The organism is Streptomyces sp. NPDC054849 (genome assembly GCF_053610945.1).
On the sequence record NZ_JBSGZI010000013.1, the window covers coordinates 48418 to 73407 of the forward strand.

A 24990-nucleotide genomic window follows, 5' to 3' on the forward strand; every position below is an offset into this window, starting at 1 on the left:
CGTACGCTTGGTCCCATGACCAGCAGCCCCTTGCTCCATCTCCCCGGCGCCGTGCAGGCCGAAGGCCGCGACGAGGGCGTCGCCGCCCACTACGGCGAGTTGTACGGCGAACAGCGCGCGCTCGCAGAGGGGCGCGGCTTCGTCGACCTCTCGCACCGCGGAGTCGTCACCGTCTCCGGGCCGGAGCGGCTGAGCTGGCTGCACCTGCTGCTCACCCAGCACCTCACCGAGCTGCTGGCCGGCCAGGCCACCGAGGCGCTGATCCTCTCCGCGAACGGTCACATCGAGCACGCGCTCTACCTCGTCGACGACGGCGAGACCACCTGGGCGCACGTGGAGCCCGGCACGCAGGGGGAGCTGATCGCCTACCTGGAGTCGATGAAGTTCTTCTACCGCGTCGAAGTCGCCGACCGCACCGAGGAGTTCGCGGTCGTGCACCTGCCGGCCGGCTCCATCGCCGAGGTCGCCAAGGAGCACGTCGTACGGGAGACCGCGCACGGCCGCGACGTCTTCCTGCCCCGCGCCGAACTGGAGTCGTTCGCCGCCTCGCACGGCCCGGCCGCGGGGCTCATCGCCTACGAGGCCCTGCGCGTCGAGGCGCACCGGCCGCGGCTCGGCCTGGAGACCGACCACCGCACCATCCCGCACGAGCTGGGCTGGATCGGCACCGCCGTGCACCTGCAGAAGGGGTGCTACCGCGGCCAGGAGACGGTGGCCCGCGTCCACAACCTGGGCAAGCCCCCGCGCCGCCTGGTCTTCCTGCACCTGGACGGCTCGGAGGTGGTGCTTCCGGCGCACGGCGCCCCGGTCCGGCTCGCCGCGGACGGCGAGGACGGCCGCCAGCTCGGCTTCGTGACCACGGCCGTCCGCCATCACGAGCTGGGCCCGATCGCGCTCGCGCTGGTCAAGCGGAACGTGCCGGTCGACGCGCCGCTGCTGGTCGGGAAGACGGCCGCCGCGCAGGAGGTCGTCGTAGCGCCCTAAGGACCGTCCCGGCGGATCACGGAAGGGAGACCCGGGCCGCCCGGGTCTCCCGAGTGGTCCGGGCCGCCCCGGTCGCCCGGGCCGGCGCACGCCGGGGGCAGGTACGCGTGCAGGGAACGGGTTCCCGGGAGCGGGCTCAGACCGTGGGGACGCCATGCGCGGGCGAACGCCGGAGGCGGTGCTCCGCCGGACGTCAGCAGCACCACCGGCCGGCCGCAGGCCATCGCCCCGAGCCCGTCGGCGTCGATGCTCCCGTCGTGGCCGCCGACCTGCCGCGAGGAGCAGCCCAGCGCGTAGGCCACGCGGACCGCCTCGTGGCCGCTGACCGTGCAGGGCGGGTGTACGCCGTGCCGGTGCAGCTCCGCGGCGGTGCGCGCGTACGCCGTGCGCACGACCCGGTAGCGGTCCGCCGCCCGGTGGAGCACCGCGTACTGCACGGCGAGGTGCCCGGCCAGGGCGACGGCGAGAACGGCCACGGCGGGCCGCCGCCAGGTCCGGGCGGCGTGCACGAGCGCCTGCGCCGCGGGCAGGGCGAGCAGCGCGTACGCCGGCAGCAGGAAGCGGGGCGCCGCGTACCCGATGAGGAACAGGTACGGCACCGATACGGAGACGGCCGCCGCGGTGGCCAGCACCAGCGGGCGGCGCCGCCCCCGTGCGACGGCGATCCCGGCCGCGACGGCCACCGGCAGCGCGAACCACCACAGGGCGAGCTCGGGACGGCCCCACGCCACGTCGCTGCACGGGCGGCACAGCGTACGGCCGGACATGGCCCGCAGCTGGGCGCCGAAGGCGAACTGCCCGCTGAAGCCGCCCTGGATCTCCCCGGCCCGGTGCAGCCGGGCCGCGAGCCCGCCGTAGCGCAGGTACGCCTCCACCACCCACGGGAGCGCGCCCAGCCCGACTCCGGCCGCGAGCGGGAGCAGCCGGACCGGTGTGCGGGCGGCGAGCGCGGCCACCGCGAGGGGCAGGGCGAGCCACACCGCGTCGGAGGGGCGCATGAGCGCGACCAGGGCCAGGGCGGCGGCGAGGCCCGCGTGCGCGCGGCGCGAGGGCGGCAGCAGGAAGCAGGCGACCGCCACGACGGACCCGTAGGCCACCCACAGGTTGGGCATGACCTGCGGACCGTAGAGCAGAGTGATCCACAGACTCGCGAACAGCGCGGCCGCCGTCACCACGACCGCGGGCCGCAGGATCGTCAGCCAGACCCGGAACGACCCGAAGAGCGCGCTCCCGGAGAGCAGCGCGAACCACACCCGAAGGGCGATCGGGTCCTGGCTGAGGGCGGCGGCCGGGGCGGCCAGGAAGGTGATGCCGCGGGCACGCGGGGCGCTGAAGAAGGCGGCCGGCACGTACGGGCTGACCTGGCTGGCGTAGACAGCCTCGTCCCACCCGATACCGGACCCGGGGGCCACGAGCAGGAGTTGCACCGCCGTGAAGAGGCAGGCCACCACGGCGAGAGGACGCGTTCCGGAAGCCATGCGCCCACGCTGCCCCACCCGGCCCCCGTCGGCCCGCCGACGGTCCGGCGAGGGGACGTCACGTCCCGCGCGCGGAGCAACGGGGCATCGGACGGGGGAGCGGACGCCTCAGACGTCGACGACGATGGTGAACGGACCGTGGTTCGTCAGCGAGACCCGCATGTCCGCCCCGAACCGGCCCGTCGCCACCGTCGCACCCAGCGCCCGCAGCTGCGCGACCACCTCGTCGACCAGCGGCTCGGCCACCGGGCCCGGCGCCGCCGCGTTCCACGTGGGACGCCGGCCCTTGCGGGCGTCGCCGTAGAGCGTGAACTGCGAGATCACCAGCAGCGGTGCGCCGTTGTCACTGCAGGACTTCTCGCTCTCCAGGATCCGTACGGACCACAGCTTGCGCGCCAGCAGCGCGGCCTTCTCCGGCGTGTCGTCGTGGGTCACCCCGACCAGCACGCACAGCCCTTCGCCGACGATCTCGCCCACGGTCTCGCCGCCCACGACGACGCTCGCGCCGTCCACCCTCTGCACCACTGCTCGCATACCACCTGTGTACCAGGCGTGCATCCATCCGGGGCCGATCGGGTGGAGTGGGACTGCATGGGGGCCACGGAGAGTGGCACCATGCACGCAGGCGGTGCGGGTGCGCCGCACCGGTCGAGGGGACGGACTCGTTCGTATGAATACTTCTGGTACCTCCGTACCTGCATCACCCGCTTCCGTCGCAGCTGCCGCGGTACGACCGCCCGCGCAGCGCACGGCCGAGACCCAGGGGGCGCCGGCCCCGACCACCGCGCTCGGGCTGCCGGAGCTGCGGGCGCTGCGTCGTGACGCGCAGCGCGACGAGGCCGATCTGAGCTATGTGCGCAGACTCCTCCAGGGCCGCATCGACATCCTGCGGGCCGAACTCGCCCGGCGGACCGACCCCGAGACGCCGGTGGTGGACCGGCTCTCGGTGATCCTCGCCGACGCGCCCTCCAGCCGCAGCGCCTCGGCCCGGCACGTCACGCTCGGCACCCCCCACAGCGAGGAGTACCGGCTGCTGGCGGCGGAGATGCTGGCCGACGTGGAGCTCTCGGACCTCGGTGCGCGCACGGACGGCGAACTGCACGACGGGTTGGGGCGGCTGGTGGGGTACGAGCAGCAGGTCTCGCGGCGACGGCAGCAGCTGCAGCGCACAGTGGACGACTGCACTGCGGAGATCACCCGGCGGTACCGGGAGGGCGAGGCGCAGGTGGACGACCTGCTGGCGTAGGAAATTGGGGCGACCGGGCGCAGGCCGGCAGATTAGCGTGGGCGGCTATGAGTGCTGACGTCCGGCCGATCGCCGAATCCGAACTCCCCGACTGGCTGCGAACCGTGAACACCGGTTTCCTGACCGCATCCGGAGTGACGGACTCCGATGTGGCCCAGAAGGCCAAGTACAGCGACCTCTCCCGCATCCAGGGCGCGTTCGACTCCGACACCGGCCGTTGCGTGGCGGCCTTGCGCTCTTTCACGCAGGAGCTGACCGTGCCCGGCGGGGCGGCCGTCGCCTCCACCGCGATCTCCAATGTGGGCGTGCTGCCCACCCACCGCCGCCAGGGCCTGCTGACCCGGATGATGGCCGCCGAGTTCGCGGCCGCCGAGGCGCGCGGCGACGTGCTGTCGACGCTGATCGCCGCCGAGTACCCGATCTACGGAAGGTACGGGTTCGGGCCCGCCACCTCTCTTGCGGAATGGGAGGTCGACGTACCGCGGACCGGACTGGACCGGCGGCTGTCGGCGCCCGTGGACGGCGGGCGGATCGATCTGGTGGACGGGGCCGAGGTGCGGCGGGTCGGCCCGGAGCTGCACGAGCGGCTGCGGGCGGGCACGCCCGGCGCGGTGAACCGGGACGCGCGCTGGTGGAGCCTGTTGACCGGCCTGGAGGAGATCTCGTACCGCCCGTACCGGGAGAAGTTCTTCGCGGTGTACCGCACGGCGGCCGGTGAGGTGGCCGGGCTGGTCGCGTACCGGGCCGACGACCACTGGACGGACGGCAAGGTCCCGCAGAACACGGTGCAGGTCCAGGACCTGCTGGCGCTCACCCCGCAGGCGGAGCGGGCACTGTGGCAGTTCCTCTGCTCCATCGACTGGGTGGCGAAGGTCCGTACCGGCTACCGCGCCCCCGACGACCTCGTCGCGCAGCTGCTGCCCGACCCGCGGTCGGCCCGGATCGTCACCGCCGCGGACTTCCTGTGGGTGCGGGTGCTGGACGTCGTACGGGCGCTGGGCGCGCGGACGTACGAGGTGCCCGGGGTGCTCGTACTGGAGGTCGCGGACGAGGCGGGTCCGGCGGCCGGCCGCTACCGGCTGGATGCGGGCGCCGGCACGTGCGAGCGGACCGGGGAGGCGGCCGGACTGCGACTGGACGTGTCCGCGTTGGGCTCTCTGTACCTCGGCGACGCGTCGGCCGTGCGGCTGGCCGCGCTCGGGCGGGTCGTGGAGGAGCGGCCGGGGGCGGTCGCGCTCGCGGACGCGGTGTTCCGTACCGCGCGCCGCCCTTGGTGCCCGGACATTTTCTGATCCGGCCCGTCGGCCTCCCTTCCGGGCACGCGACGGGCACGGTTTCGCGGTCGGCGGCGACCGTATCGTCGCCACAAACGTCCTTGCGGATCCACGGCATGGCCGGAACGCGACGACGTGATCGTTTTGGACGACTGAGGACTGAGGTTTTGACGTCACTTGTGGAATCCCTGCGCACGGCCGGCTGCGTCTTCGCGGAGGAGGAGGCGGAGCTCCTGACCGGGGCAGCCCGGGACGCCACCCATCTGGCGGAGCTGCTGGCCCGCCGGGTGGGCGGTGAGCCGCTGGAGCACGTGGTGGGCTGGGCGGAGTTCTGCGGCCTGCGCATGGAGGTGGGCGCGGGGGCGTTCGTACCGCGCCGGCGCACCGAGTTCCTGGTGCAGGAGGCGGTGTCATTGGCCCGGCCCGGCGCGGTGGTGCTGGACCTGTGCTGCGGGGTCGGCGCCCTGGGCGCGGCGGTGGCGGCGCGGCTCCCCGGCGGGGTGGAGCTGCACGTGGCGGACATCGACCCGGCGGCGCTGGCGTACGCCCGGCGCAACGTGGCCCCGTACGGCGGCCGGGTGTGGGAGGGCGACCTGTACTCCGCGCTCCCGTCGTCGCTGCGCGGCCGGGTGGACGTGCTGGTGGTCAACGCCCCGTACGTGCCGACGGAGGAGATCGGCCTCATGCCGTCGGAGGCGCGTGACCACGAGCCGTTGGTCTCCCTGGACGGCGGAGCCGACGGCCTGGACATCCACCGCCGGGTCGCGGCGGGCGCGCTGCCCTGGCTGGCCCCGGGGGGTCACCTGCTGATCGAGACGAGCGCCCGCCAGTCGCCGTCGACGGCCTCCGCCCTGATGTCGGCGGGCCTCGCGGTGCGGGCGGTCACCTCGGAGGAGCTGTACGCGACGGTGGTGATCGGCGCGGCCTGAGCCCCGGGGGCGGAACGGTGAGGCATGCCGTTGGTGTCCGTCGGCCGGTCGCCCAGGCGTCGTGTCGCGTTGAGGGCGCATGGCGCGTGGGCGGCGGGGAAAGAAAATGTCCTCCGGCTGTCACACCCTCGTTCTGCGGCGGGTCAGAGGAGTGAAGCAGGCGGGAACCCCGTCCGGAGCGAATCCGCACCGGCGCCCGCCCGAGGGGAGCTCGGATGTCCACCACCGCCGTTGTTTTCGCCCTGGTCGGCGCGTTCATGGTCGCTTTCTCGGCCGCCTCGGTCTTCTTCAAGGCCAAGTGGGTCGTGGAGCCGATGGTGGCCTACGGGGTTCCGCGTGCGTGGTGGAACCGGCTCGGGCTCGCCAAGGCGGCCGGGGCGGCGGGCCTGGTGGCCGGTGTCTTCGTACCGGCCGTAGGCGTCGCCGCGGCGATCGGGATCGCCCTGTACTTCACCGGCGCCGTGATCACGGTGCTGCGCGCGAAGTCCTACGCCCACGTCGTCTTCCCGATCGTCTACGCGGCGCCCGCGGTCGTCGCCCTGGCACTGGGCTTCAGCGGCTGAGCTCGACCTCGGCGGCGCGACGGTGGGAGCTGTTGCAAGCAGGTCGCTTGCAAAAGTTAGCAGGGTGCGGCAGGATCACAGCATGGCATCGCTCAACGTCGGAAATCTCGGCGAGTACCTCCGTGAGCAGCGTCGGCAGGCCCAGCTTTCGCTGCGGCAGCTGGCCGAGGCTGCGGGGGTGTCGAATCCGTACCTGAGCCAGATCGAGCGCGGGCTGCGCAAGCCGAGCGCGGACATTCTGCAGCAGCTGGCCAAGGCCCTGCGGATCTCCGCGGAGACGCTGTACGTGCAGGCCGGAATCCTGGATGAGCGGGACCCGGACGAGGTGGAGACGCGAGCCGTCATCCTCGCCGACCCGTCCATAAACGAGCGGCAGAAGCAGGTGCTGCTCCAGATCTACGAGTCGTTCCGCAAGGAGAACGCGCTCGACGCGCCCGCCGACGAGATGCCGTCGAAAACGAACTGAAGTTGATCCGGGAGGACCAGCACATGGCCATCGCCGATGACCTGAAGAAGACCCTCACCGACCCCACCCCCCTCTACTTCGCCGCCGGCACCGCCGACCTGGCCGTGCAGCAGGCCAAGAAGGTTCCGGACCTGATCGACCAGCTGCGCGCCGAGGCCCCCGCGCGCATCGAGGCCGTGAAGAACACGGACCCGAAGGCCGTGCAGGAGGCGGTTACCGCCAAGTTCGCCGAGGTGCTCGGCGCGATCGACGCCAAGAAGCTCGGCGAGACCGCCCAGGACCTGGCGCTGCGCGGCGTCGGCGTCGCCGCGGAGTACGCGGTGCGCGCCAAGGAGACGTACGACAAGGTCGCCGAGCACGGCGAGCAGGCCGTGCGGGCCTGGCGCGGCGAGGTCTCCGAGGAGATCGTCGACATCGCCGTGGTCGTCGAGCCCGAGCCCGCGGCGAAGGCCGCGCCGGCTTCGGAGCCGGCGGCCGAGGCCGCCGACGAGGAGAAGCCCGCCGCCAGGAAGGCCACCGCCCGCAAGAGCCCGGCCAAGAAGGCCCCCGCCACGGCGGACGACGCGAGCTGAACCGCGACCGCATGAGCGATGGCGGGCCGGGCACCCTTGAGGTGCCCGGCCCGTTGCGGTTCATGGGGACGTCTGTGCCGGTAGCGTGGAGGCAGGCGGCATCCGAAGCGCGCGGCAGAAGCAGCAGAAGCAGCAGCAGAAGCATGAGAAGGCGGTCGAAGCGATGTTGATGGACGGGTTCGATCGAGGGGTGATCCCGTTGCTCGGGCTCGCCATGCTCGTGCTCGCGGTCGTGGCCTTCGTGTTCGCGGTGGTGGCCAGGGAGGACGCGTACCGGGCGGCCGGGAAGCAGACCAAGACCTTCTGGCTGGTCATCCTCGGCATCACCGTGATCGTGGACTTCTTCCTGCCGATGCTGTTCCTGCAGATCGCCGGCCTGGTCGCGACCATCGTGTTCTTCGTGGACGTACGCCCGGCCCTCAAGCAGATCTCGGGCGGCGGCGGACGGCGCGGCGGCAGCAGCAGTGACGGGCCGTACGGGCCCTACAACGGCGGGCGGTAGCAGCTTCCCGGGCCGGCCAGACCTGGCCGGCCAGATCCGGCTCGGTCAGTTCCGGCCCGGCCGATCCGGCCGAACCTTGCCGAATCCCGCCCGGGTGGCCCATGGCCCCGTGGCCCGGCCCCGGCCCTTGACGGGCGCGGCCCTCGCGGCCCGGCGGCGTCTTCGGTTTCCTGGGGTGCCGGTTCCGATTCCGTCCGATGCCTGGTCCCGGTTCCCGTTCCCGGTTCCGGCCCCGCGGTCAGCCCTCGACGCGGGAGAGCAGGACCACGGCCACGTCGTCGGTGAGCTCGCCGCCGTTGAGGCGGCGCGCCTCCGTCACGGAGGCCTCCAGCAGAGCCTCGCCGCTCAGCCCTCGTCCCAGGTGGCGGTTGATCATCTCCACCATGCCGTCCTGACCCAGGCGCTCCTTGCCCTCGCCGATCCTGCCCTCGATCAGGCCGTCGGTGTACAGCATCAGGCTCCAGCTGCCGCCGAGCTCGACCTGACGGCGCGGCCAGCGGGCCCGCGGCAGCAGTCCCAGGGCCGGCCCGCTGTTCTCGTACGGCAGGAGCCGCGCGGGGCGGCCCGGCCGGGAGATCAGTGGGGCCGGATGGCCGGCCAGGCACAGGCCGGCGCGGCGGCCGTCCGGGGCGATGTCGACCGTGCACAGCGTCGCGAAGATCTCCTCGCAGGGGCGCTCCACCTCCAGCACCTCCTGGAGGGTGGCCAGCAGGTCGTCACCGCACAGGCCGGCCAGGGTCAGGGCGCGCCAGGCGATGCGGAGCTCGACGCCGAGAGCGGCTTCGTCGGGGCCGTGGCCGCAGACGTCGCCGATCATGGCGTGGACGGTGCCGTCGGGGGTGCGGACGGTGTCGTAGAAGTCACCGCCGAGGAGGGCGCGGCTGCGGCCGGGGCGGTAGCGGGCGGCGAAGCGGAGGTCGGAGCCCTCCAGGAGCGGCGTGGGGAGCAGGCCGCGTTCCAGACGGGCGTTCTCCTGGGCGCGCAGTTTCGATTCTGCAAGCTTGTACTGGGCGATGTCCGCCCGTTTTCTCTCCACCGCGTAGCGGATGGCGCGGCTCAGAAGGCGGCCGTCCAGCTCGTCCCGGAAGAGGTAGTCCTGGGCGCCGACCCGGACGGCCTCGGCGGCGCGCTCGACGTCGTCCTCGCCGGTGAGGACCAGGACGGCGTGGCGCGGGGCGATGCGCAGCACCTGGCGCAGGGCGGCCAGCTGGTCCGTGGCGGTGGCCGCGGCGGCGGGCGCGGCTCCCGGCGTACGGGCGCCGGCGTCGGGGAGGGCCAGGTCGAGGAGGATGCAGTGCACGTCGGGCGTGAGCAGCCGCTCGGCCTCGGTGAGGTTGCGGGCGGTGCGGAGCCGGATGCGGTGGCCGTCGGCGTCGAGGATCTCGGGGACGGTGAGGCCGCCGGCGGGGTCGTCCTCGATTACCAGGAGGGTCAGCGGGGTCGCGTGCGGGGTGGCCTGGGGGGCGGTGGTGTGAGAGGTCGGGTGAGGGGTCGCTTGCGCGACGCCGACGGCGACTGCTGCCGGGGCGGCGGTGTGCAGAACGGCCTGACCGCTCTCCGTGGCCGGGGTGTCCCTCTGCCGCGGTACGGGTACGGGCATCGTCTCCGGTTCCTTCCCTCCCCCCGAGGGTGCGCTCGTCCGGCAGACCCTAGCGGTCCCGCCCCGGCAAACGGAATGCCGTTCGGGGACGAGGCCTCCGTCATATGCCGTTATCGCGGGGGAAAATCGGCCTCACTGATGACAAAGGTCACGGCGGGGCCGTGTTCCGTCCCGCCTACCGAGACGTCGAGCGCGCCCTACCGGTTGCCTGCCGACGGCGAGCACCTGGGAGGCGCCATCCCCGGAACGCCGCCGAGGCCGAAAGCTTTGGGGCTCCGTCTCGGACCTGCTCCTCGAACACCGGCCGCCGGCGTTCCCGGAGCGGGGTCGGGGCGGCGCCCCAAGGGCGGCGCCACCGCCCGGACAGGGCCGTACCCGGGCGGTGGCGCCGCCGTTACGTGGAGTAACCCCGCAGGGGCTACGCGTCGGGCCGGACCACCGCCTTGATAGGCATCGAGCCCGCTCCCGCCATCGTGACGTTCCGGCCGGGGCGCGGGGCGTGGACCATCGCGCCGTCGCCGACGTACATCCCGACGTGGCTCGCGTCGTCGAAATAGATGATCAGGTCGCCCGGGCGCATGTCCTTGAGCGCGACCTTCGGCAGCAGCCGCAGCTGCTCCTGTGAGGTGCGCGGGATGCCCCGGCCGGCCGCCAGCCAGGCCTGGGAGGTCAGCCCGGAGCAGTCGAAGGAGCCCGGACCCTCGGCGCCCCAGACGTACGGCTTTCCTATCTGGGCGGTGGCGAACTGCACGGCCCGCCTGCCCGCGTCCGTCGCCTTGCCGTTGACGTCCTTCATCGCGCCGGTCGACAGCCACGCCGACTGCGCCTTGTACTGGGCTTCCTGCTCCAGCTGGATCAGCCGGGCCTTCTCCTCGGCCTCCAGCTTGCTCTCCAGCTCCTCCGCGGCCTTGATCTTCTCCTCGATCTGCTTCTTGGAGTCCTCCTGCTTGACCCGGTTGGCCTCCAGTGTCTTCCAGCGCTCGCTCGCCTCCTCCGCGTAGCGCTGCAAGTCGGCCTGGGTGCGGTCCAGTTCGGAGAGCAGGCCCGAGGTGGCCTTCTCGCCCTGGCGCAGCCGGCCCGCCCCGTCGAGGAACTGGTCGGGATCGTCGCTCAACGCCAGCTGCGCACCCGCGGGCATGCCGCCCGCGCGGTACTGGGCGCGGGCGGCGGCGCCCGCGCGGCTCTTCAGCGTGGCGATCCGCTCCTTGCCGGCGACGACCAGGTTGGCGATCTCGACGATCTTGTCGGACTGGGCCTTGGTCTCGGCCTCGGCGAGGTTGTAGGCGTCCGTGGCCGTGCCCGCCTGCCGGTAGAGCTCGTCGATCTCCTTGCGGACCTGCTCCAGGGACTTCACGCCCGGTTCGGGCAGCGGCGCCGCCGGAGCCGCGGGCGCGGCGGGGGCCGCCGGGGCCGCGTGGGCCATGCCCGTCGCGAGACCCGGCGCCGTCAGTATCGCCATTGCGCACATCAGCACGAGCGAGCTTGCGCCTCGTCGTCGCCTTACGGCCCCCATGGTCCCCCCAGGCACCCGAGCCAGACCCGTATCAGATCTGACTATTCATCAGTAACTTCCCACTGCCATCGGGATGGTGCCACGAGTCGGTGAATTCCGACACCCTTGTGGATGGCTTTCGGATCTTGTCCGTCCCAACGGACGCCCGCCGTCCACCCGCAGCACGCCCACCAGTTCACCCGCAGCCCGCCCCCACCCTGCCCCTGACGACCCAACGGGCCGCCCGTACCACCAGTTCCCTGCCGTGGTGCACTCACCCCAGAGGGCGCAACGCCTCCCAGCGCAGGGTCAGTTCCCCCTGCCGCCACCGCCCGGGCCCGTCCGCCAGCGGCCAGTCACCGGACAGGGCCCGCGCCGTGCGGATCCAGCGCTGCCGCGCCCCGTACGAGGCGTACGGAGCCGCCGCCGCCCACGCCCGGTCGAAGTCGCGCAGGAACGCGTGCACCGGCTCGCCCGGCACGTTCCGGTGGATCAGCGCCTTCGGCAGCCGCTCCGCCAGGTCCGAGGGGCGCTCCAGGGAGCCCAGCCGGGTCGCGAACGTCACCGTGCGCGCCCCCTCCGGCCCCAGCGCCACCCACACGTGCCGCCGCCCGATCTCGTCGCAGGTCCCCTCCACGAGCAGCCCGTCCGGGGCCAGCCGCGAGCACAGCCGCGCCCAGACCTCCGCGACCTGCTCCTCGTCGTACTGGCGCAGCACGTTCGCCGCGCGGATCAGCGTCGGGCGGGCCCCGCCCTCCAGCGGCACCTCGAAGCCGCCGTGCCGGAAGCTCAGCCCGTCCCGTTCGTACGGCTTCGCGCCCGCGACCCGCGCCGGCTCGATCTCGATGCCGACCACCCGTACCCGCGGCGCCGCCTCCCGCAGCCGCGCCAGCAGCTCGACCGCCGTCCAGGGCGCGGCCCCGTAACCGAGGTCCACCGCGACGGGCGCCTCCGCACGGCGCAGCGCGGCCCCGTGCGTGGCGGCGATCCAGCGGTCCATCCGGCGCAACCGGTTCGGATTGGTCGTCCCGCGGGTCACCGAGCCCACAGGGCGGCCGGGGGCGCGGCCGGAGGACGGGGCACTGCGGGAAACCATGAGCCGAGGGTAAGCGGAGGGCCCGTGTCCCGTGAAAATGCGGCGGCGGCCTGATGGAGACGAGGAAACCTCCAGGAAAACCGGGCTTCCCGGAATGCGGGGGACGGCCATCCGGGTTGCACTCCTTGCAGGGCGCCTTCCGCGCCCCCGCCGTCATGCCGTCCGTCAGATCGTCCGAGCGTTGTGCGCGCCGTCCTAGCCGAGAGGAACTGCTCCCTTGAGCCAGTACGTGTCCCGCCTCGGCGGCAGTCTCGGCAGCCGCCGCGCCGCCGCCCGCGCCGCCCGCCACGAGTCGCCCCGGCTGCGCCTGCCGGCCGTCGGCCACCACCGCAAGCCGCGCCGCGTCGCCATGCTCAGCGTGCACACCTCACCGCTGCACCAGCCCGGCACCGGCGACGCGGGCGGGATGAACGTCTACATCGTGGAGCTGGCCAAGCGGCTCGCGGCCATCAACATCGAGGTCGAGATCTTCACCCGGGCCACCACCGGCGGGCTGCCGCCCGTGGTCGAGCTGGCTCCCGGAGTCCTCGTCCGGCACGTGGACGCGGGCCCCTACGAGGGCCTCGCCAAGGAGGAGCTCCCGGCCCAGCTGTGCGCCTTCACCCACGGCGTGATGCGGGCCTGGGCCGGCCACCGGCCCGGCTACTACGACCTCGTCCACTCCCACTACTGGCTCTCCGGCCACGTCGGCTGGCTCGCCGCCGAACGCTGGGGCGTGCCGCTCGTCCACGCCATGCACACCATGGCCAAGGTCAAGAACGCGGCGCTGGCCGAGGGGGACACGCCCGAGCCCGCCGCCCGCGTCATCGGCGAGACCCAGATCGTCTCCGCCGCCGACCGGCTCATCGCGAACACCGCCGAGGAGGCCGACGAACTCGTCCGGCACTACGACGCGGACCCCGCGAAGGTGGCCGTCGTCCACCCCGGCGTGAACCTCGACCGCTTCACGGTCGGTGACGGCCGGGCCGCCGCCCGCGCCCGCCTCGGCCTGCCGGCGGACGCCGTCATCCCGCTCTTCGCCGGGCGGATCCAGCCGCTGAAGGCCCCCGACATCCTGCTGCGCGCCGTCGCCGTCCTCGTCGACCAGGACCCCTCGCTGCGCCGGCGCCTGTTCGTCCCCGTCGTCGGCGGCCCCAGCGGCAGCGGGCTGGCCAAGCCGGAAGGCCTGCAGAAGCTCGCCGCGAGGCTCGGCATCGCCGAGCTCGTGCACTTCCACCCGCCGGTCGCGCAGGACGGGCTCGCGGACTGGTTCCGCGCGGCGTCCGTGCTGGTCATGCCCTCGTACAGCGAGTCCTTCGGGCTGGTCGCGATCGAGGCCCAGGCCGCCGGTACGCCGGTTCTGGCCGCCGAGGTCGGCGGGCTGCCCGTCGCCGTCAACGACGGGACCACGGGGATCCTCGTACCGGGGCACGACCCGGCGGACTACGCACGGCAGCTGCGGCGCTTCGTCGACGACGCCGGGCTCGCGGACCGGATGGGGGCCGAGGCGGCGCGGCACGCGCAGTTCTTCGGCTGGGACACCGCGGCGAGCGGCACGGCCGACGTCTACACGGCAGCCATGCACGATCACCGCCGTCGCGTACGCTCCCACCATGGCTGACACCGCCGAGATCATCGAAAGCGCGCTCAACGGCGCCGAGCTGAGCTGGGAGAGCCCCGAACCGGGCTCCTACGTCGTCCAGCTCCCGGGCACCCGCAAGCTCAGCACCACCTGCTCGATCCGGGCCGGCCGGCATTCGCTGTCGGTCAACGCCTTCGTCATCCGGCACCCCGACGAGAACGAGGCGGGCGTCCACCGCTGGCTGCTGGAGCGCAACCTGAAGCTGTACGGCATGGCGTACGCCGTGGACCGCCTCGGCGACATCTACCTGACGGCCAGGCTCCCGCTGGCGGTCGTCACCCCGGAGGAGCTGGACCGGCTGCTGGGCACGGTCCTGGAGGCGGCGGACGGCTCCTTCAACACCCTGCTGGAACTGGGCTTCGCGAGCGCCATCCGCCGCGAGTACGAGTGGCGCGTCTCCCGCGGCGAGCCGACCTTCAACCTCGACGCCTTCAAACACCTGACGCAGCCGTCGTAGCGGCCCGGCGAGGGCCGGCAATCCGGGCCCGGCCGGCCGCAGCGGCCGGCGAGGCCGAAAAGCGGCTCCCGCCGACGTGTGAGGCGCGGGGTCCGGGGGCGGCGCCCCGCTACGGCGCCCCGCCACGGCGCCCGCCTTCGCCACCGGCCGGTGGTTACGCCCCGGCGGCAGCCGGAAGCGGCTCGGCCACCGGTGCGGCGCCGCCGGCCGCGGCCTCGACCACGCCACCCTCGGGGAGCCTTCGCATCAGCAGCCAGTAGCCGGCCGCCGCCACCGTGCCCAGCACCCCCGTGGCCCCCCACAGCCAATGCGCCCCGTACCGGTCGATCACGAAGCCCGCCATCAGCGGCGCCACCAGCGAGGCCACCGACCAGGACATCGAGTACATCCCCTGGTAGCGCCCGCGCCCGTGCACCGGCGAGAGCCGCACGACCAGACCCATCTGCGTCGGCGAGTTCACGATCTCCGCCAGCGTCCACACGCACACCGTCAGCGCGTATGCCCACAGCGGCCCGGCGAAGGCCGTCAGCGCGAACCCGTACCCCGCAAGCAGCGCCGAGACCACCAGCAGCTTCTGCGGGTCGCGGTGCTCGATGAACGCCGTGACCGGAATCTGCAGCAGCACGATCAGCAACCCGTTGACGGCGATGACCAGCCCGTAGTCCCCCGGCGAGAAGCCGGCGGCGCCCATCGCGACCGGCAGGCCGACCGACCCCTGCGTGAAGACCAGCGAGATCAGGAACGACAGCCCGACCACGCCCATGAACCGCCCGTCCCGCAACACCGTCCCGAGCCCGATCGCCGGCTCCGCTCCGGCGGCCTCGCCCGTGATGGACGGCGCGCCCGCCTGCCGTGACCCGGGCCGCGGTTCGGGCCGGGACTCGGGCAGCTTGACGAACACCAGCACCGCGCAGGTCAGCGTCAGCGCCGCCTCGCCCAGGAAGCCCGCCAGGTAGCTGTACTCCGCGATCAGCCCCGCCGCCATCGCACTGACGCCGAAGCCGAGGTTGATGGCCCAGTAGTTGAGCGCGTAGGCCCGTACGCGGTCCTCCGGGCGGACGATGTCCGCCATCATGGCCGCGACCGCCGGCCGGGACGCGTTCGAGGTCATGCCGACCAGCAGGGCCACCGCTGCGATCGCCGCCGGATGCTCCATGAAGCCGAGCAGCGCCACCGAGAAGGCCGTCGAGGCCTGGGCCGCGAGCAGGGTGGGCCGCCGTCCCAGCCGGTCGGTCATCACACCCGCGACGAGCGAGGAGACCACGCCGCCGAGCCCGTGCAGGGCGACCACCAGGCCCGCGAACGAGGCCGAATAGCCCCGGTCCAGGGTCAGGTACAAGGTCATGAACGTGGCGACGAAGGCCCCGAGCCGGTTCACCAGCGTGCTCGTCCACAGCCACCAGAAGGCGCGGGGCAGACCCGAGACGCTCTCCCGGGCGGCCCGTCTCAGACTGGCAGCGGACATATCGGATCCCCCCGGCGGTGTAAGCATCACTCTGGCGCAATGCACATTACGATCGGGGGCCTCTCGCGTGCCACTCGATTGACGGGCGCCGTCAATCGGCGGGGCCCGGCACCGCGCGCGAGCGCGCCCGCGCGTCCATTAGGCTCGTACGCATGGCCGACGCACCGTACAAGCTGATCCTCCTCCGCCACGGCGAGAGCGACTGGAACGCGAAGAACCTGTTCACCGGCTGGGTGGACGTCAACCTCACCGAGAAGGGCGAGAAGGAGGCGGTCCGCGGCGGTGAGCTGCTGAAGGACGCCGGCCTGCTGCCCGACGTTCTGCACACCTCCCTCCAGAAGCGCGCCATCCGCACCGCGCAGCTCGCGCTCGAGGCCGCGGACCGCCACTGGATCCCGGTGCACCGCTCCTGGCGCCTGAACGAGCGCCACTACGGTGCGCTCCAGGGCAAGGACAAGGCGCAGACCCTGGCCGAGTTCGGCGAGGAGCAGTTCATGCTGTGGCGCCGCTCGTACGACACCCCGCCGCCGGTCCTCGAGGACGGCACGGAGTTCTCGCAGTCCGAGGACCCGCGCTACGCCTCGATCCCGAACGAGCTGCGTCCGCGCACCGAGTGCCTCAAGGACGTCGTCGAGCGCATGCTGCCGTACTGGTACGACGGCATCGTCCCTGACCTGCTCGCGGGCCGCACGGTCCTGGTCGCCGCCCACGGCAACTCCCTGCGCGGCCTGGTCAAGCACCTCGACGGCATCTCCGACGCCGACATCACGGGCCTGAACATCCCGACCGGCATCCCGCTCGTCTACGAACTGGACGCCGACTTCAAGCCCCTGAACCCGGGCGGCACCTACCTCGACCCGGACGCCGCCGCGGCCGCCATCGAGGCCGTCAAGAACCAGGGCAAGAAGAAGTAAGAAGAGCGATCAGTCTCTGACAGCCCCTGACCTGCGCGTACGTTGCGGGTCAGGGGCTTTCGTCTGCTCCGGGTCCACTGCGGGCCCTCAGCGCGAGGAAGCGTCACCGAGGAAGCGGCAGGCCGAACAGGGCCTTGCTGCCGACGGGCCGGTCCCGGGACGCCTCAAAGCAGTGCCCGGCTACTCGTTGTCGTAGTAGCCGAAGATGTCGACGACCAGGTCGGCGCGGTCCCAGCCCTGGTTCCAGAAGTCGACGATGCCGTTGTCTCCGGCGCTCGCCTGAACCAGGTTGGCGACGGTCTTGCCCGCCGTCCAGTTCAGGGTGGAGGACACCGGACGCTCCGGGGTGACGGCGGTCTTGTCGGCATAGCCACCGGTGGAGTTGGGGTCCGGTGCCACCGACAGGAAGCCCGCGCCGTGCGTGTTGGTGACCGTGGTGTTCAGCACCCAGGCCTCCTGCTCCAGCGAGAAGGCCTGCCAGAGGTACCCGCGCGTGGGCCACGGCCCCTTGGACCAGCTCTCGCGTGTGTCGATCTGCCGGACGGGCGCGACCGGCACGTAGGCACCGGCGCTCGCGGTGCTGTACGTGCCGACCAGCTCCACGATGACGTCGGCAGGGGCCCAGGCGCCGTTGCGGACGGTGATCTCGCCGTCCTTGCCGACCGGCACGATCACCGAGTTGGCGACCGTCTGTCCGGCGGTGAAGTTCACGTTCGACGTGGTCGGCGCCGCCTGCCCGGCCGGGTGGACGGTCAGGTGACCGGCCTCCTGCGGGTTGGTGACCGTCACGTTCAGCGCGACGGCGGTGGCGCCCGGTTGGGCCACCTTGACGCTGAAGGACCCCTGGCCGGCGACCGGACCGCGCTGCGTGCCGGTCCCGTTGCGGGTGTCGACGACCCGGGCCGGCGCCTGTGGGTCGTACCCGCCGGCTTCCTGCCGGCCGAAGTAGCCGGTCACGTCCGCGATCAGATCGACCGGCTCCCAGCCGCCGTTGTACAGCTCGACGTAGCCGTCCGCGCCGACCTGCGCGATCACCAGGTTCGGGACGGTCTGACCGGCCTCGAAGTTGATGTTCGATGCGGTCGGCCGCGTGTTACCGGAGGCGAAGACGCTGATGTGCCCGCCACTGGTGGTGTTGGCGGCGGTCACGTTGAGCGCGACGGCGGTGACCCCGGTGGGGATGCCGCCGTTGCCCGCGACCTTCAGGCGGGTCGAGGAGTACCCGTTGACCTTGCCCAGGACGGCGCCCGTGCCGCTGCGGGTGTCCAGCAGGCGGGTGGGACCGTACGGGGTGAACTCCGAGCCCGCCGTCTTGACCCGGACCTCGGTGGTGGCCTGCGTCCCGAGCGCCGGATCGACGACCGTGGCCTTGATCGTGTACTCGCCGAGCTCCTTGTAGGTGTGCTTGGTCCGCGTCTCCCAGGCACCGGCGGACGTCACCGTTTCCGTGGTCCCGTCACCCCAGTCGATGGTGGTGTCCAGCGGCGGGGCGGCCCTGTTGAGCGAAGTCGTCAGCTCGAAGCCGTGCGCCGACGACATCCGGGCGCTCAGAAAGAGACTCAGCTGCGTGCTGCCGGCGGCGGCGCTGGTGAAGGTCCCGAACCCTGCCGCCACACCCCCTGTCGGGTCGGCGGCAGGTGCTCCCGCCGCCTGCGCGGCGGGGTTGACCGGATCGGCGGCCTGAGCCGTGCCGGGTATGAAACCGATGCTCGCCGCCACGATGGCGGCAGCGGACCTTACGAGTCGGCGATTGCGCACCGAACCCCCCGTTTTCAGCATTTTGAACGCGCTCAGCGTGAGCTCGCGCACAGCCTACAGAGCAGCGCACGGCGGTGATCACCGGGGGACGGGGGCCGGGCGGGGGGAATCGGCCCCGCCCGGTCCCGGCCTCAAACGCCCGTGCCCGCAGCGGCGTTCGCCTGCCAGTCGCGGCCGATCGAGCGGATCAGCGCCGGGTAGACCCCCAGGTACCGGAAGGGCTTGATGCCCAGCATGTAGACGGCGCCGAGCAGCCCGTTGGGCTTCACCAGGACGGCCATCTGGCCGCGGTGGCCGCCGTTCCCGTCCGGAACCCAGCTGATGTGCATCACCCCGTGCATGGTCCGGTTGGCCGTCTCCGCCGCCCACTCGTCGTGCGTCTGGTAGACGGACGTGAACGGGGCCGATGCGAGGTCCGGACCACGTGGGCCCTCGCGGAGGTCCGCCGGCAGGCGGTCCCGCAGGGTCGGAACCCGGCTGCCGAGGCCGTCGGCGGGCTTGTCCCAGCCGAGCAGCGACCCGAGCTTCCAGCGGAGTGCGAAGAGCATGCGCCCCACGGGGGACGGGACGGGGTCCCCCGTGCCCTCGGCGAACTGGCGCACCAGCCGCGCGAGGTCGTCGGGACCGCCCGGTGTCGGGAGTGCCCACACGTCCTCGACCTGGAAGTCTCCGGCGATCTCGTGGATCCGCCACGGACGCGAGGTGTGCGCGGTTCTGGGGAGTCTCATGAGCAAGCCCCTATCTATACGATGCCGTATAGATCGAGGTTAGCACCCGTCTATACGGCACCGTATAGACGGGTGCGCGTGAGGAGGGACACACCATGGGCGCGACCCGCACGCCGCGCGGCAAGTGGATCGAGGAGGGGTTGCGGGCGCTCGCCGCCGGTGGCCCCGAGGCCGTCCGGATCGAGTCGCTTGCACAGACCCTCGGCGTCAGCAAGGGCGGCTTCTACGGGTACTTCGGCAACCGCGGCGCGCTGCTCGCCGAGATGCTCGACACGTGGGAACGCGAGGTCACCGAGGCGGTGATCGAGCTGGTCGAGAAGGGTGGCGGCGACGCCAGGGCCCGACTGGAGAGGCTGTTCACGATCGTCGCCTCGTACGAGGAGGGCCCCGTGGTGGGCGTCGCGGCCGACCTCGCGATCCGCGACTGGGCCCGGCGCGACGAGACCGTTGCGGAGCGGCTGAGGCACGCGGACAACCGGCGCATGGAGTACCTGCGCTCACTGTTCCGTTCCTTCTGTACCGACGAGGACGATGTCGAGGTCCGCAGCCTGATCACCTTCTCCCTGCGGATCGGCTCCCACTTCATCGCCGCCGACCATGGCGGCCGCAGCCGCGCCGAGGTCATGGATCTGACCAGGAAGTGGCTCCTGAGGTAGGCGCCCCGGGGCTCTCGACCGTGGAAAGCCCCCCGCCTGCGGACATCCGCGGGCAGGGGGCTTCTCATGTGCGCGTGCGCAGAGCCGGCGACGGCTGCGGTCAGCCGCCGCACTGGCAGGGGGCGCCGGACTGGCAGCCGCAGCCGCAGCCGGAGCCGCAGCCGCAGGCCGCGAGCAGCGGGAGCCGCAGCGGCTCCGGCCTCGGCGGCTGCTCCTGCTCCGGGGTGATGGGGACGGGGGAATCGGGCATGGTTCCTCCTCGCGGGCGGCATACGGGACTTCGTACGTCGGACCGCCCTCTGCCTCATTCATGCCCAGCGGCACCGGCGCGTCAACGGCGCATTGGGGCTCGGCGCCCGCCGCCCGTCAGGCGCCCTCGATCTGGGTCGGCTGCTGGAGGTCGTCCGCGTGCTCACCCGTCACCAGGTAGACCACGCGCTTGGCCACCGACACCGCGTGGTCCGCGAAGCGCTCGTAGTAGCGGCCCAGCAGCGTCACGTCCACCGCCGTCTCGATGCCGTGCTTCCAGCGGTCGTCCATCAGGTGCTGGAACAGCGTGCGGTGCAGCTGGTCCATCTCGTCGTCGTCCGTCTCCAGCTGGAGGGCGAGGTCGACGTCCTTCGTGATGATGACCTCGGCAGCCTTCGCCATCAGGCGCTGCGCCAGCTGACCCATCTCCAGGATGGTGGCGTGCAGGTCCCGCGGCACGGCCGTGTCCGGGAAGCGCAGCCGGGCCAGCTTCGCCACGTGCTGGGCCAGGTCGCCGCTGCGCTCCAGGTCGGCGCTCATCCGCAGCGAGGTCACGACGATGCGGAGGTCGGTGGCGACCGGCTGCTGGCGGGCCAGCAGGGCGATGGCGCGGGCCTCCAGGTCGTGCTGGAGGTCGTCGACCTTCTGGTCGGCGGCGATGACGCTCTCGGCGAGCTTCAGGTCGGCGTCGAGCATGGACGTCGTGGCCCGCCCGATCGCGGAACCGACGAGCCGGGCCATCTCGACCAGGCTTTCTCCGATCGAGTCCAGTTCCTCGTGGTACGCGTCGCGCATGTCTCGTGTCCCTCTCTCGACCTACTACTGCGGTACTGCCCGGGGGCGGGCCGGGGCGGCCATCGGCCCCACGTTGACACGGTGAGCCGCAAACGCGTCCGACTCCGGCACCACAAGTGAATCAACCCCGTCGCCAGGGTGAACTCTGGGCGACGACTGTTCGAGGTGCCACCCGAACGGCTGTGGAAGTGTCGTCGGGCCTGCTTAACCTGGATCCATGGACGTGAACGCGGCGGTCGCCGCAGCTGCAGCGATCGCCGGGCTGTGCACCGGCGTCATCGCGATGCTGGCGTTCCGCTGGAGCGAGCGCGACCAGGCCCGCCCCACCCGGAGCTCCATGCGCCCCGACATCAATGCGGTGCTCCCGCCCGGCGTGGACACCGTCCTCTCCGTGCTGCGCTCCTCCGCCGTCGTACTGGACGAGGGTGACGCGGTGGTCAAGGCCAGCTCGGCTGCGTACGCCCTCGGCCTGGTCCGCGGTGGGAAGCTCGCCGTCGAACCCATGCTCCACATGGCCCGCGACACCCGCCGCGACGGGGAGATACGCCAGGTCGAACTGGACCTGCCCCGGCGCGGCACCGGCCGCGGCGAGGCCCTCGCCGTCTCGGCGCGCGTCGCCCCGCTCGGCTCCCGGCTGGTGCTCCTCCTGGTCGAGGACCTCACGGAGGCCCGCCGCATCGAGGCCGTACGGCGCGACTTCGTGGCCAACGTGTCGCACGAGCTGAAAACCCCGGTCGGGGCGATCTCCCTGCTGTCCGAGGCCGTCATGGACGCCGCGGACGACCCCGAGGCGGTCAGCCGCTTCGCCGGCCGCATGCAGATCGAGTCCACCCGGCTGATCAACCTCGTGCAGGAGCTCATCGACCTCTCCCGGGTACAGAACGACGACCCGCTGGAGGACGCCGAGCCGGTACGCGTGGACACGCTGGTCGCCGAGGCCATCGACCGCTGCCGCCACACGGCGTCCTCGAAGCAGATCACCATGGCCTCGGGCGGCACCGCCGACCTGCGCGTCTGGGGCAACCGCGGACAGCTCGCGGCCGCCCTCGGAAATCTGGTCGAGAACGCCGTCAACTACAGCCCCGCCCGTACCCGCGTCGGCATAGCCGGACGCAGGGTGACGGCACCTGGGGGAGACTTGATCGAGATCGCCGTGACCGATCAGGGCATCGGCATCCCGGAAAAGGACCGCGAGCGCATCTTCGAGCGCTTCTACCGCGTGGACCCGGCCCGCTCCCGCGCCACGGGGGGAACGGGCCTCGGCCTTGCGATCGTGAAGCACGTGGCGGCCTCGCACGGCGGGGAGGTGTCGGTATGGAGCTCGGAGGGCCAGGGTTCCACGTTCACCCTGCGACTCCCTGAAGCAGCCGCGCCGGCCCCGGCGGCGGCCCCCCGCACCCACCCGACCCCTGCCTGAACCAGAACCGCTCCAGCCATTCCTGCCCCGGAGGTCCTTCCGTGACCCGAGTGCTCGTCGTCGAGGATGAGGAATCCTTCAGCGACGCCCTGTCCTACATGCTCCGCAAGGAGGGCTTCGAGGTCGCCATCGCCGCGACCGGGCCCGACGGGCTCGACGAGTTCGAGCGTAACGGCGCCGACCTCGTCCTCCTCGACCTGATGCTTCCCGGCCTGCCCGGTACGGAGGTCTGCCGGCAGCTGCGCGGCCGCTCCAACGTCCCCGTGATCATGGTGACCGCCAAGGACAGCGAGATCGACAAGGTGGTCGGGCTGGAGATAGGAGCGGACGACTACGTCACGAAGCCCTTCTCCTCGCGCGAGCTGGTCGCCCGCATCCGCGCGGTCCTGCGCCGCCGCGGCGAGCCGGAGGAGGTCACCCCGGCGGCCCTGGAGGCGGGCCCCGTACGGATGGACGTCGACCGCCACGTGGTCACCGTCGCCGGGGGCAAGGTGGACCTCCCGCTGAAGGAGTTCGACCTGCTGGAGATGCTGCTGCGCAACGCGGGGCGGGTACTGACCCGCATGCAGCTGATCGACCGGGTGTGGGGCGCGGATTACGTCGGCGACACCAAGACGCTGGACGTCCACGTCAAACGCCTGCGCGCCAAGATCGAGCCGGACCCGGGCGCGCCGCGCTACCTGGTCACGGTGCGCGGCCTGGGCTACAAGTTCGAGCCGTAGGCCGCACAGGGCCCCGCAGGGCCGTACGGGAAGGGCCCCCCTCCGCCGATGCGGAGGGGGGCCCTTCCCGTATGTGTATGTCGCCGGCGCTGTGCGGCCGGCTGCGTCAGTGGCCCGCGCCGTGCGAGGGGGAACCCGACGGCTTGCCGGCGGCGCTGCCCGAGGGGGACCCGGACGGGCTGCCCGAGGCGCCGCCGGTGGCCGCCCCCGAGGGCGAGCCGGACGGAGAGCCCGAGGCGGCGCCCGACGGGGAGCCCGAGGGGGAGGCGGCGGGGCCGGCGGCCGGGGCCGCGGTCGGGCCGAAGCCCGCGTACATGCCGACGGCCGGGACCACGAAGGCCTCCAGCTCGACGCCGCCCGTGCTGCTCAGCTGGAAGACGACCTTCTGCACGTCGCCGTTCTTGGCGGCCTCGGAGCCGTTCTCGATCACGGCGGAGGCGTTGCCCTTGCCGCCGAGGACCACGGACCCGCCGGCCGGCACGGTGATCTTGCCGCTGCCGCCCTCGGCCGCCTTCAGAGCGACCGTGCCCTTGCCACCCGGGAGGGTGATGCCGTCAAGGGTCTGCGCCTCGGTGCCGTTGTTGAAGACCGTCGCGGAGACGACTGCCGGGCCCTTCTTGTCCTTCTCGCCCTGGGTGATCACCAGTGCGTTCTGGATCTCGATCGCGCCCTTGGTGGCGGCGGCGTTGTCCGGCTTGATCTGGAGGGTCTGCGCGTCGTTGCCCGCACCGCATGCGGCCAGCGAGGCGATGGAGAACACGACGGCAGTGGCGGCGAGGGCGCCGCGTCGAAGGCTGCGGCTCACGGCGGCGGCAACTCCTTGGACGAACGGAAGGGGAGGGTGGGCGCTCGGAACGGCCGAGGTGAAGCCGCTCTAAGGGTGTGTCAGCGCGCTTAGGTTACCGAGCCGCCGCCCCGCCCCCGCACCCGACCCTCCGCAGCCAGGCCGCCACCCTGAGGGCGTCCCGCGATCTTGCATTCCGACGCCGTTCGCGACGGTGCCCCCGTGCCGTTCACCGCGCCGATCATGTGCCGCCCGCATATCGTGCGCCGGACGTCCGTTGATCAATTTCCGGATTCCCGCGAACGGCACTCCGTGATCAATTCCGGATTGGGCCGGAACCCGCTCGGTGAGGGCGGCCGCCAGTCGGACGGAGTAGTTCGGTTTCGCGACTCGGAAACCGGCAAAACGGGACGTACGTCACACGGATGGGGGTGCCGGGCAGGTGTAGCGTGACCCTTTCGCCTGATCCGCGCAGTGCCCCCGACCTGCGAATACCCCCTTCCGGAAGCCCTCCGCAGCACGTTCCTGTCGCTGTTGTCAAGCCCCGAGATGTGCCCTGACCTGCGAAAACGCCATTCATAACAGTCAGTTCTCGTGTTACCCTGGATAGCCACGGAAGGGGTACCTGTCACATGACGTTCAAGGTTGGCGACACCGTGGTCTATCCCCATCACGGGGCCGCGCTGATCGAGGCCATTGAGACTCGTCAGATCAAAGGCGTGGACAAGACCTACTTGGTGCTCAAGGTCGCCCAGGGCGACCTGACGGTTCGTGTGCCTGCGGACAATGCGGAGTTCGTCGGCGTTCGCGACGTAGTCGGCCAGGACGGGCTGGACCGGGTCTTCGAGGTGCTTCGTGCACCGTATGCAGAAGAGCCGACGAACTGGTCCCGGCGCTACAAGGCAAATCTGGAGAAGCTCGCTTCTGGCGATGTCATCAAGGTCGCCGAAGTGGTGCGTGACCTGTGGCGTCGTGAGCGTGAGCGCGGGCTTTCCGCGGGTGAGAAGCGCATGCTCGCGAAGGCGCGCCAGATTCTGGTGAGCGAGCTCGCGCTCGCTGAGAACACGAACGAGGACAAGGCCGAGGCCCTCCTCGACGAGGTGCTCGCGTCCTGACGCGAGGCCCCGTGCACCGTTTGCGTGCACAGCTTGCCGCGGTGCCCGATGACAAGGTCTCTCCTCCACGAGGGACCTGTTGCCGGGCGCTGCGGCATGTCTGTATC

The 24990-nt window shown here is 72.1% G+C and carries 26 protein-coding genes; 15 read left to right on the top strand and 11 right to left on the bottom strand.

What is annotated here, in order from left to right; genetic code table 11:
• Nucleotides 1-15 precede the first annotated feature (15 nt).
• Complete coding sequence (gene ygfZ / locus ACWGIF_RS08705) at nt 16-984, top strand: CAF17-like 4Fe-4S cluster assembly/insertion protein YgfZ (RefSeq protein ID WP_453493092.1); 969 nt, start codon at nt 16-18, stop codon at nt 982-984.
• On the opposite strand, the gene ACWGIF_RS08710 is transcribed toward ygfZ, so the two are convergent.
• Together ACWGIF_RS08710 and dtd are read right to left on the bottom strand one after the other, a co-directional pair.
• Complete coding sequence (locus ACWGIF_RS08710; RefSeq protein ID WP_453493094.1) at nt 981-2462, bottom strand: hypothetical protein; 1482 nt, start codon at nt 2460-2462, stop codon at nt 981-983. The genes ygfZ and ACWGIF_RS08710 overlap by 4 nt on opposite strands.
• Before the next feature lie 108 nt (nt 2463-2570).
• Nucleotides 2571-2996 carry a D-aminoacyl-tRNA deacylase gene (gene dtd / locus ACWGIF_RS08715; protein WP_453493097.1) on the bottom strand — a complete coding sequence of 142 codons (426 nt, stop codon included), beginning with the start codon at nt 2994-2996 and terminating at the stop codon, nt 2571-2573.
• 136 nt (nt 2997-3132) lie between these two features.
• Between dtd and ACWGIF_RS08720 the strand changes: the two genes are divergently transcribed.
• From ACWGIF_RS08720 to ACWGIF_RS08750, 7 genes are all read left to right on the top strand, one after another.
• Nucleotides 3133-3708 (top strand): RsiG family protein, encoded by a 576-nt coding sequence (locus tag ACWGIF_RS08720; protein WP_453493100.1) that lies wholly within the window; start codon nt 3133-3135, stop codon nt 3706-3708.
• Nucleotides 3709-3755: 47 nt separating this feature from the next.
• Nucleotides 3756-5000: a GNAT family N-acetyltransferase gene (locus tag ACWGIF_RS08725; protein ID WP_453493103.1), complete on the top strand. Its 1245-nt coding sequence runs from the start codon at nt 3756-3758 to the stop codon at nt 4998-5000.
• Nucleotides 5001-5098: 98 nt separating this feature from the next.
• Nucleotides 5099-5911, top strand: a complete 813-nt coding sequence (locus ACWGIF_RS08730; protein WP_453493106.1) for a putative protein N(5)-glutamine methyltransferase — start codon at nt 5099-5101, stop codon at nt 5909-5911.
• Between the two features lie 215 nt (nt 5912-6126).
• Nucleotides 6127-6474, top strand: a complete 348-nt coding sequence (locus ACWGIF_RS08735) for a DoxX family protein (protein ID WP_453493109.1) — start codon at nt 6127-6129, stop codon at nt 6472-6474.
• A gap of 82 nt (nt 6475-6556) precedes the next feature.
• Nucleotides 6557-6940: a helix-turn-helix domain-containing protein gene (locus ACWGIF_RS08740; protein WP_326589420.1), complete on the top strand. Its 384-nt coding sequence runs from the start codon at nt 6557-6559 to the stop codon at nt 6938-6940.
• 23 nt (nt 6941-6963) lie between these two features.
• Nucleotides 6964-7512: a hypothetical protein gene (locus ACWGIF_RS08745; protein WP_453493112.1), complete on the top strand. Its 549-nt coding sequence runs from the start codon at nt 6964-6966 to the stop codon at nt 7510-7512.
• Between the two features lie 163 nt (nt 7513-7675).
• Nucleotides 7676-8014, top strand: coding sequence for a DUF2516 family protein (locus tag ACWGIF_RS08750; protein WP_453493115.1), 339 nt, complete (start codon nt 7676-7678; stop codon nt 8012-8014).
• A 238-nt stretch (nt 8015-8252) separates the two neighbouring features.
• On the opposite strand, the gene ACWGIF_RS08755 is transcribed toward ACWGIF_RS08750, so the two are convergent.
• The 3 genes from ACWGIF_RS08755 to ACWGIF_RS08765 form a co-directional block, all read right to left on the bottom strand.
• Nucleotides 8253-9614, bottom strand: a complete 1362-nt coding sequence (locus ACWGIF_RS08755; protein ID WP_453493118.1) for a PP2C family protein-serine/threonine phosphatase — start codon at nt 9612-9614, stop codon at nt 8253-8255.
• Between the two features lie 418 nt (nt 9615-10032).
• Nucleotides 10033-11127: an NlpC/P60 family protein gene (locus tag ACWGIF_RS08760; protein WP_453493121.1), complete on the bottom strand. Its 1095-nt coding sequence runs from the start codon at nt 11125-11127 to the stop codon at nt 10033-10035.
• A gap of 253 nt (nt 11128-11380) precedes the next feature.
• A complete protein-coding gene (locus ACWGIF_RS08765; RefSeq protein ID WP_453493124.1) occupies nt 11381-12202 on the bottom strand; it encodes a class I SAM-dependent methyltransferase in 822 nt (273 codons plus the stop codon).
• Between the two features lie 217 nt (nt 12203-12419).
• Here ACWGIF_RS08765 and mshA point away from each other — a divergent pair, with 217 nt between their 5' ends.
• Nucleotides 12420-13802 carry a D-inositol-3-phosphate glycosyltransferase gene (gene mshA, locus ACWGIF_RS08770; RefSeq protein WP_453493126.1) on the top strand — a complete coding sequence of 461 codons (1383 nt, stop codon included), beginning with the start codon at nt 12420-12422 and terminating at the stop codon, nt 13800-13802.
• Complete coding sequence (locus ACWGIF_RS08775; protein ID WP_453493129.1) at nt 13795-14280, top strand: YbjN domain-containing protein; 486 nt, start codon at nt 13795-13797, stop codon at nt 14278-14280. Before mshA ends, ACWGIF_RS08775 begins: the two co-directional genes overlap by 8 nt.
• Before the next feature lie 154 nt (nt 14281-14434).
• Here the strand turns inward: ACWGIF_RS08775 and ACWGIF_RS08780 are convergent, their stop codons facing one another.
• Nucleotides 14435-15745 (bottom strand): MDR family MFS transporter, encoded by a 1311-nt coding sequence (locus tag ACWGIF_RS08780; RefSeq protein ID WP_453493132.1) that lies wholly within the window; start codon nt 15743-15745, stop codon nt 14435-14437.
• Between the two features lie 152 nt (nt 15746-15897).
• Here ACWGIF_RS08780 and ACWGIF_RS08785 point away from each other — a divergent pair, with 152 nt between their 5' ends.
• Nucleotides 15898-16659, top strand: a complete 762-nt coding sequence (locus ACWGIF_RS08785) for a phosphoglyceromutase (protein ID WP_109780007.1) — start codon at nt 15898-15900, stop codon at nt 16657-16659.
• 180 nt (nt 16660-16839) lie between these two features.
• On the opposite strand, the gene ACWGIF_RS08790 is transcribed toward ACWGIF_RS08785, so the two are convergent.
• Entirely contained in the window at nt 16840-18417 is a 1578-nt protein-coding gene (locus tag ACWGIF_RS08790) for a PKD domain-containing protein (protein ID WP_453493134.1), read from the bottom strand.
• A gap of 131 nt (nt 18418-18548) precedes the next feature.
• Entirely contained in the window at nt 18549-19145 is a 597-nt protein-coding gene (locus tag ACWGIF_RS08795; protein WP_453493136.1) for a DUF2867 domain-containing protein, read from the bottom strand.
• Between the two features lie 95 nt (nt 19146-19240).
• Between ACWGIF_RS08795 and ACWGIF_RS08800 the strand changes: the two genes are divergently transcribed.
• Nucleotides 19241-19801, top strand: a complete 561-nt coding sequence (locus ACWGIF_RS08800; protein ID WP_453493138.1) for a TetR/AcrR family transcriptional regulator — start codon at nt 19241-19243, stop codon at nt 19799-19801.
• Between the two features lie 100 nt (nt 19802-19901).
• Here ACWGIF_RS08800 and ACWGIF_RS08805 read toward each other — a convergent pair whose 3' ends face one another.
• Nucleotides 19902-20051, bottom strand: a complete 150-nt coding sequence (locus ACWGIF_RS08805) for a hypothetical protein (RefSeq protein WP_167344738.1) — start codon at nt 20049-20051, stop codon at nt 19902-19904.
• A 116-nt stretch (nt 20052-20167) separates the two neighbouring features.
• Nucleotides 20168-20845 carry a phosphate signaling complex protein PhoU gene (phoU, locus tag ACWGIF_RS08810; protein ID WP_453493140.1) on the bottom strand — a complete coding sequence of 226 codons (678 nt, stop codon included), beginning with the start codon at nt 20843-20845 and terminating at the stop codon, nt 20168-20170.
• Nucleotides 20846-21062: 217 nt separating this feature from the next.
• Between phoU and ACWGIF_RS08815 the strand changes: the two genes are divergently transcribed.
• Complete coding sequence (locus ACWGIF_RS08815; protein ID WP_453493143.1) at nt 21063-22262, top strand: sensor histidine kinase; 1200 nt, start codon at nt 21063-21065, stop codon at nt 22260-22262.
• 41 nt (nt 22263-22303) lie between these two features.
• On the top strand, nt 22304-22984 hold the full coding sequence (locus tag ACWGIF_RS08820; protein WP_030387286.1) for a response regulator transcription factor: 681 nt from the start codon (nt 22304-22306) through the stop codon (nt 22982-22984).
• Nucleotides 22985-23090: 106 nt separating this feature from the next.
• Here the strand turns inward: ACWGIF_RS08820 and ACWGIF_RS08825 are convergent, their stop codons facing one another.
• Complete coding sequence (locus tag ACWGIF_RS08825; RefSeq protein ID WP_453493146.1) at nt 23091-23789, bottom strand: DUF461 domain-containing protein; 699 nt, start codon at nt 23787-23789, stop codon at nt 23091-23093.
• A gap of 611 nt (nt 23790-24400) precedes the next feature.
• Here ACWGIF_RS08825 and ACWGIF_RS08830 point away from each other — a divergent pair.
• On the top strand, nt 24401-24883 hold the full coding sequence (locus ACWGIF_RS08830; protein WP_003953493.1) for a CarD family transcriptional regulator: 483 nt from the start codon (nt 24401-24403) through the stop codon (nt 24881-24883).
• Nucleotides 24884-24990: the final 107 nt, after the last annotated feature.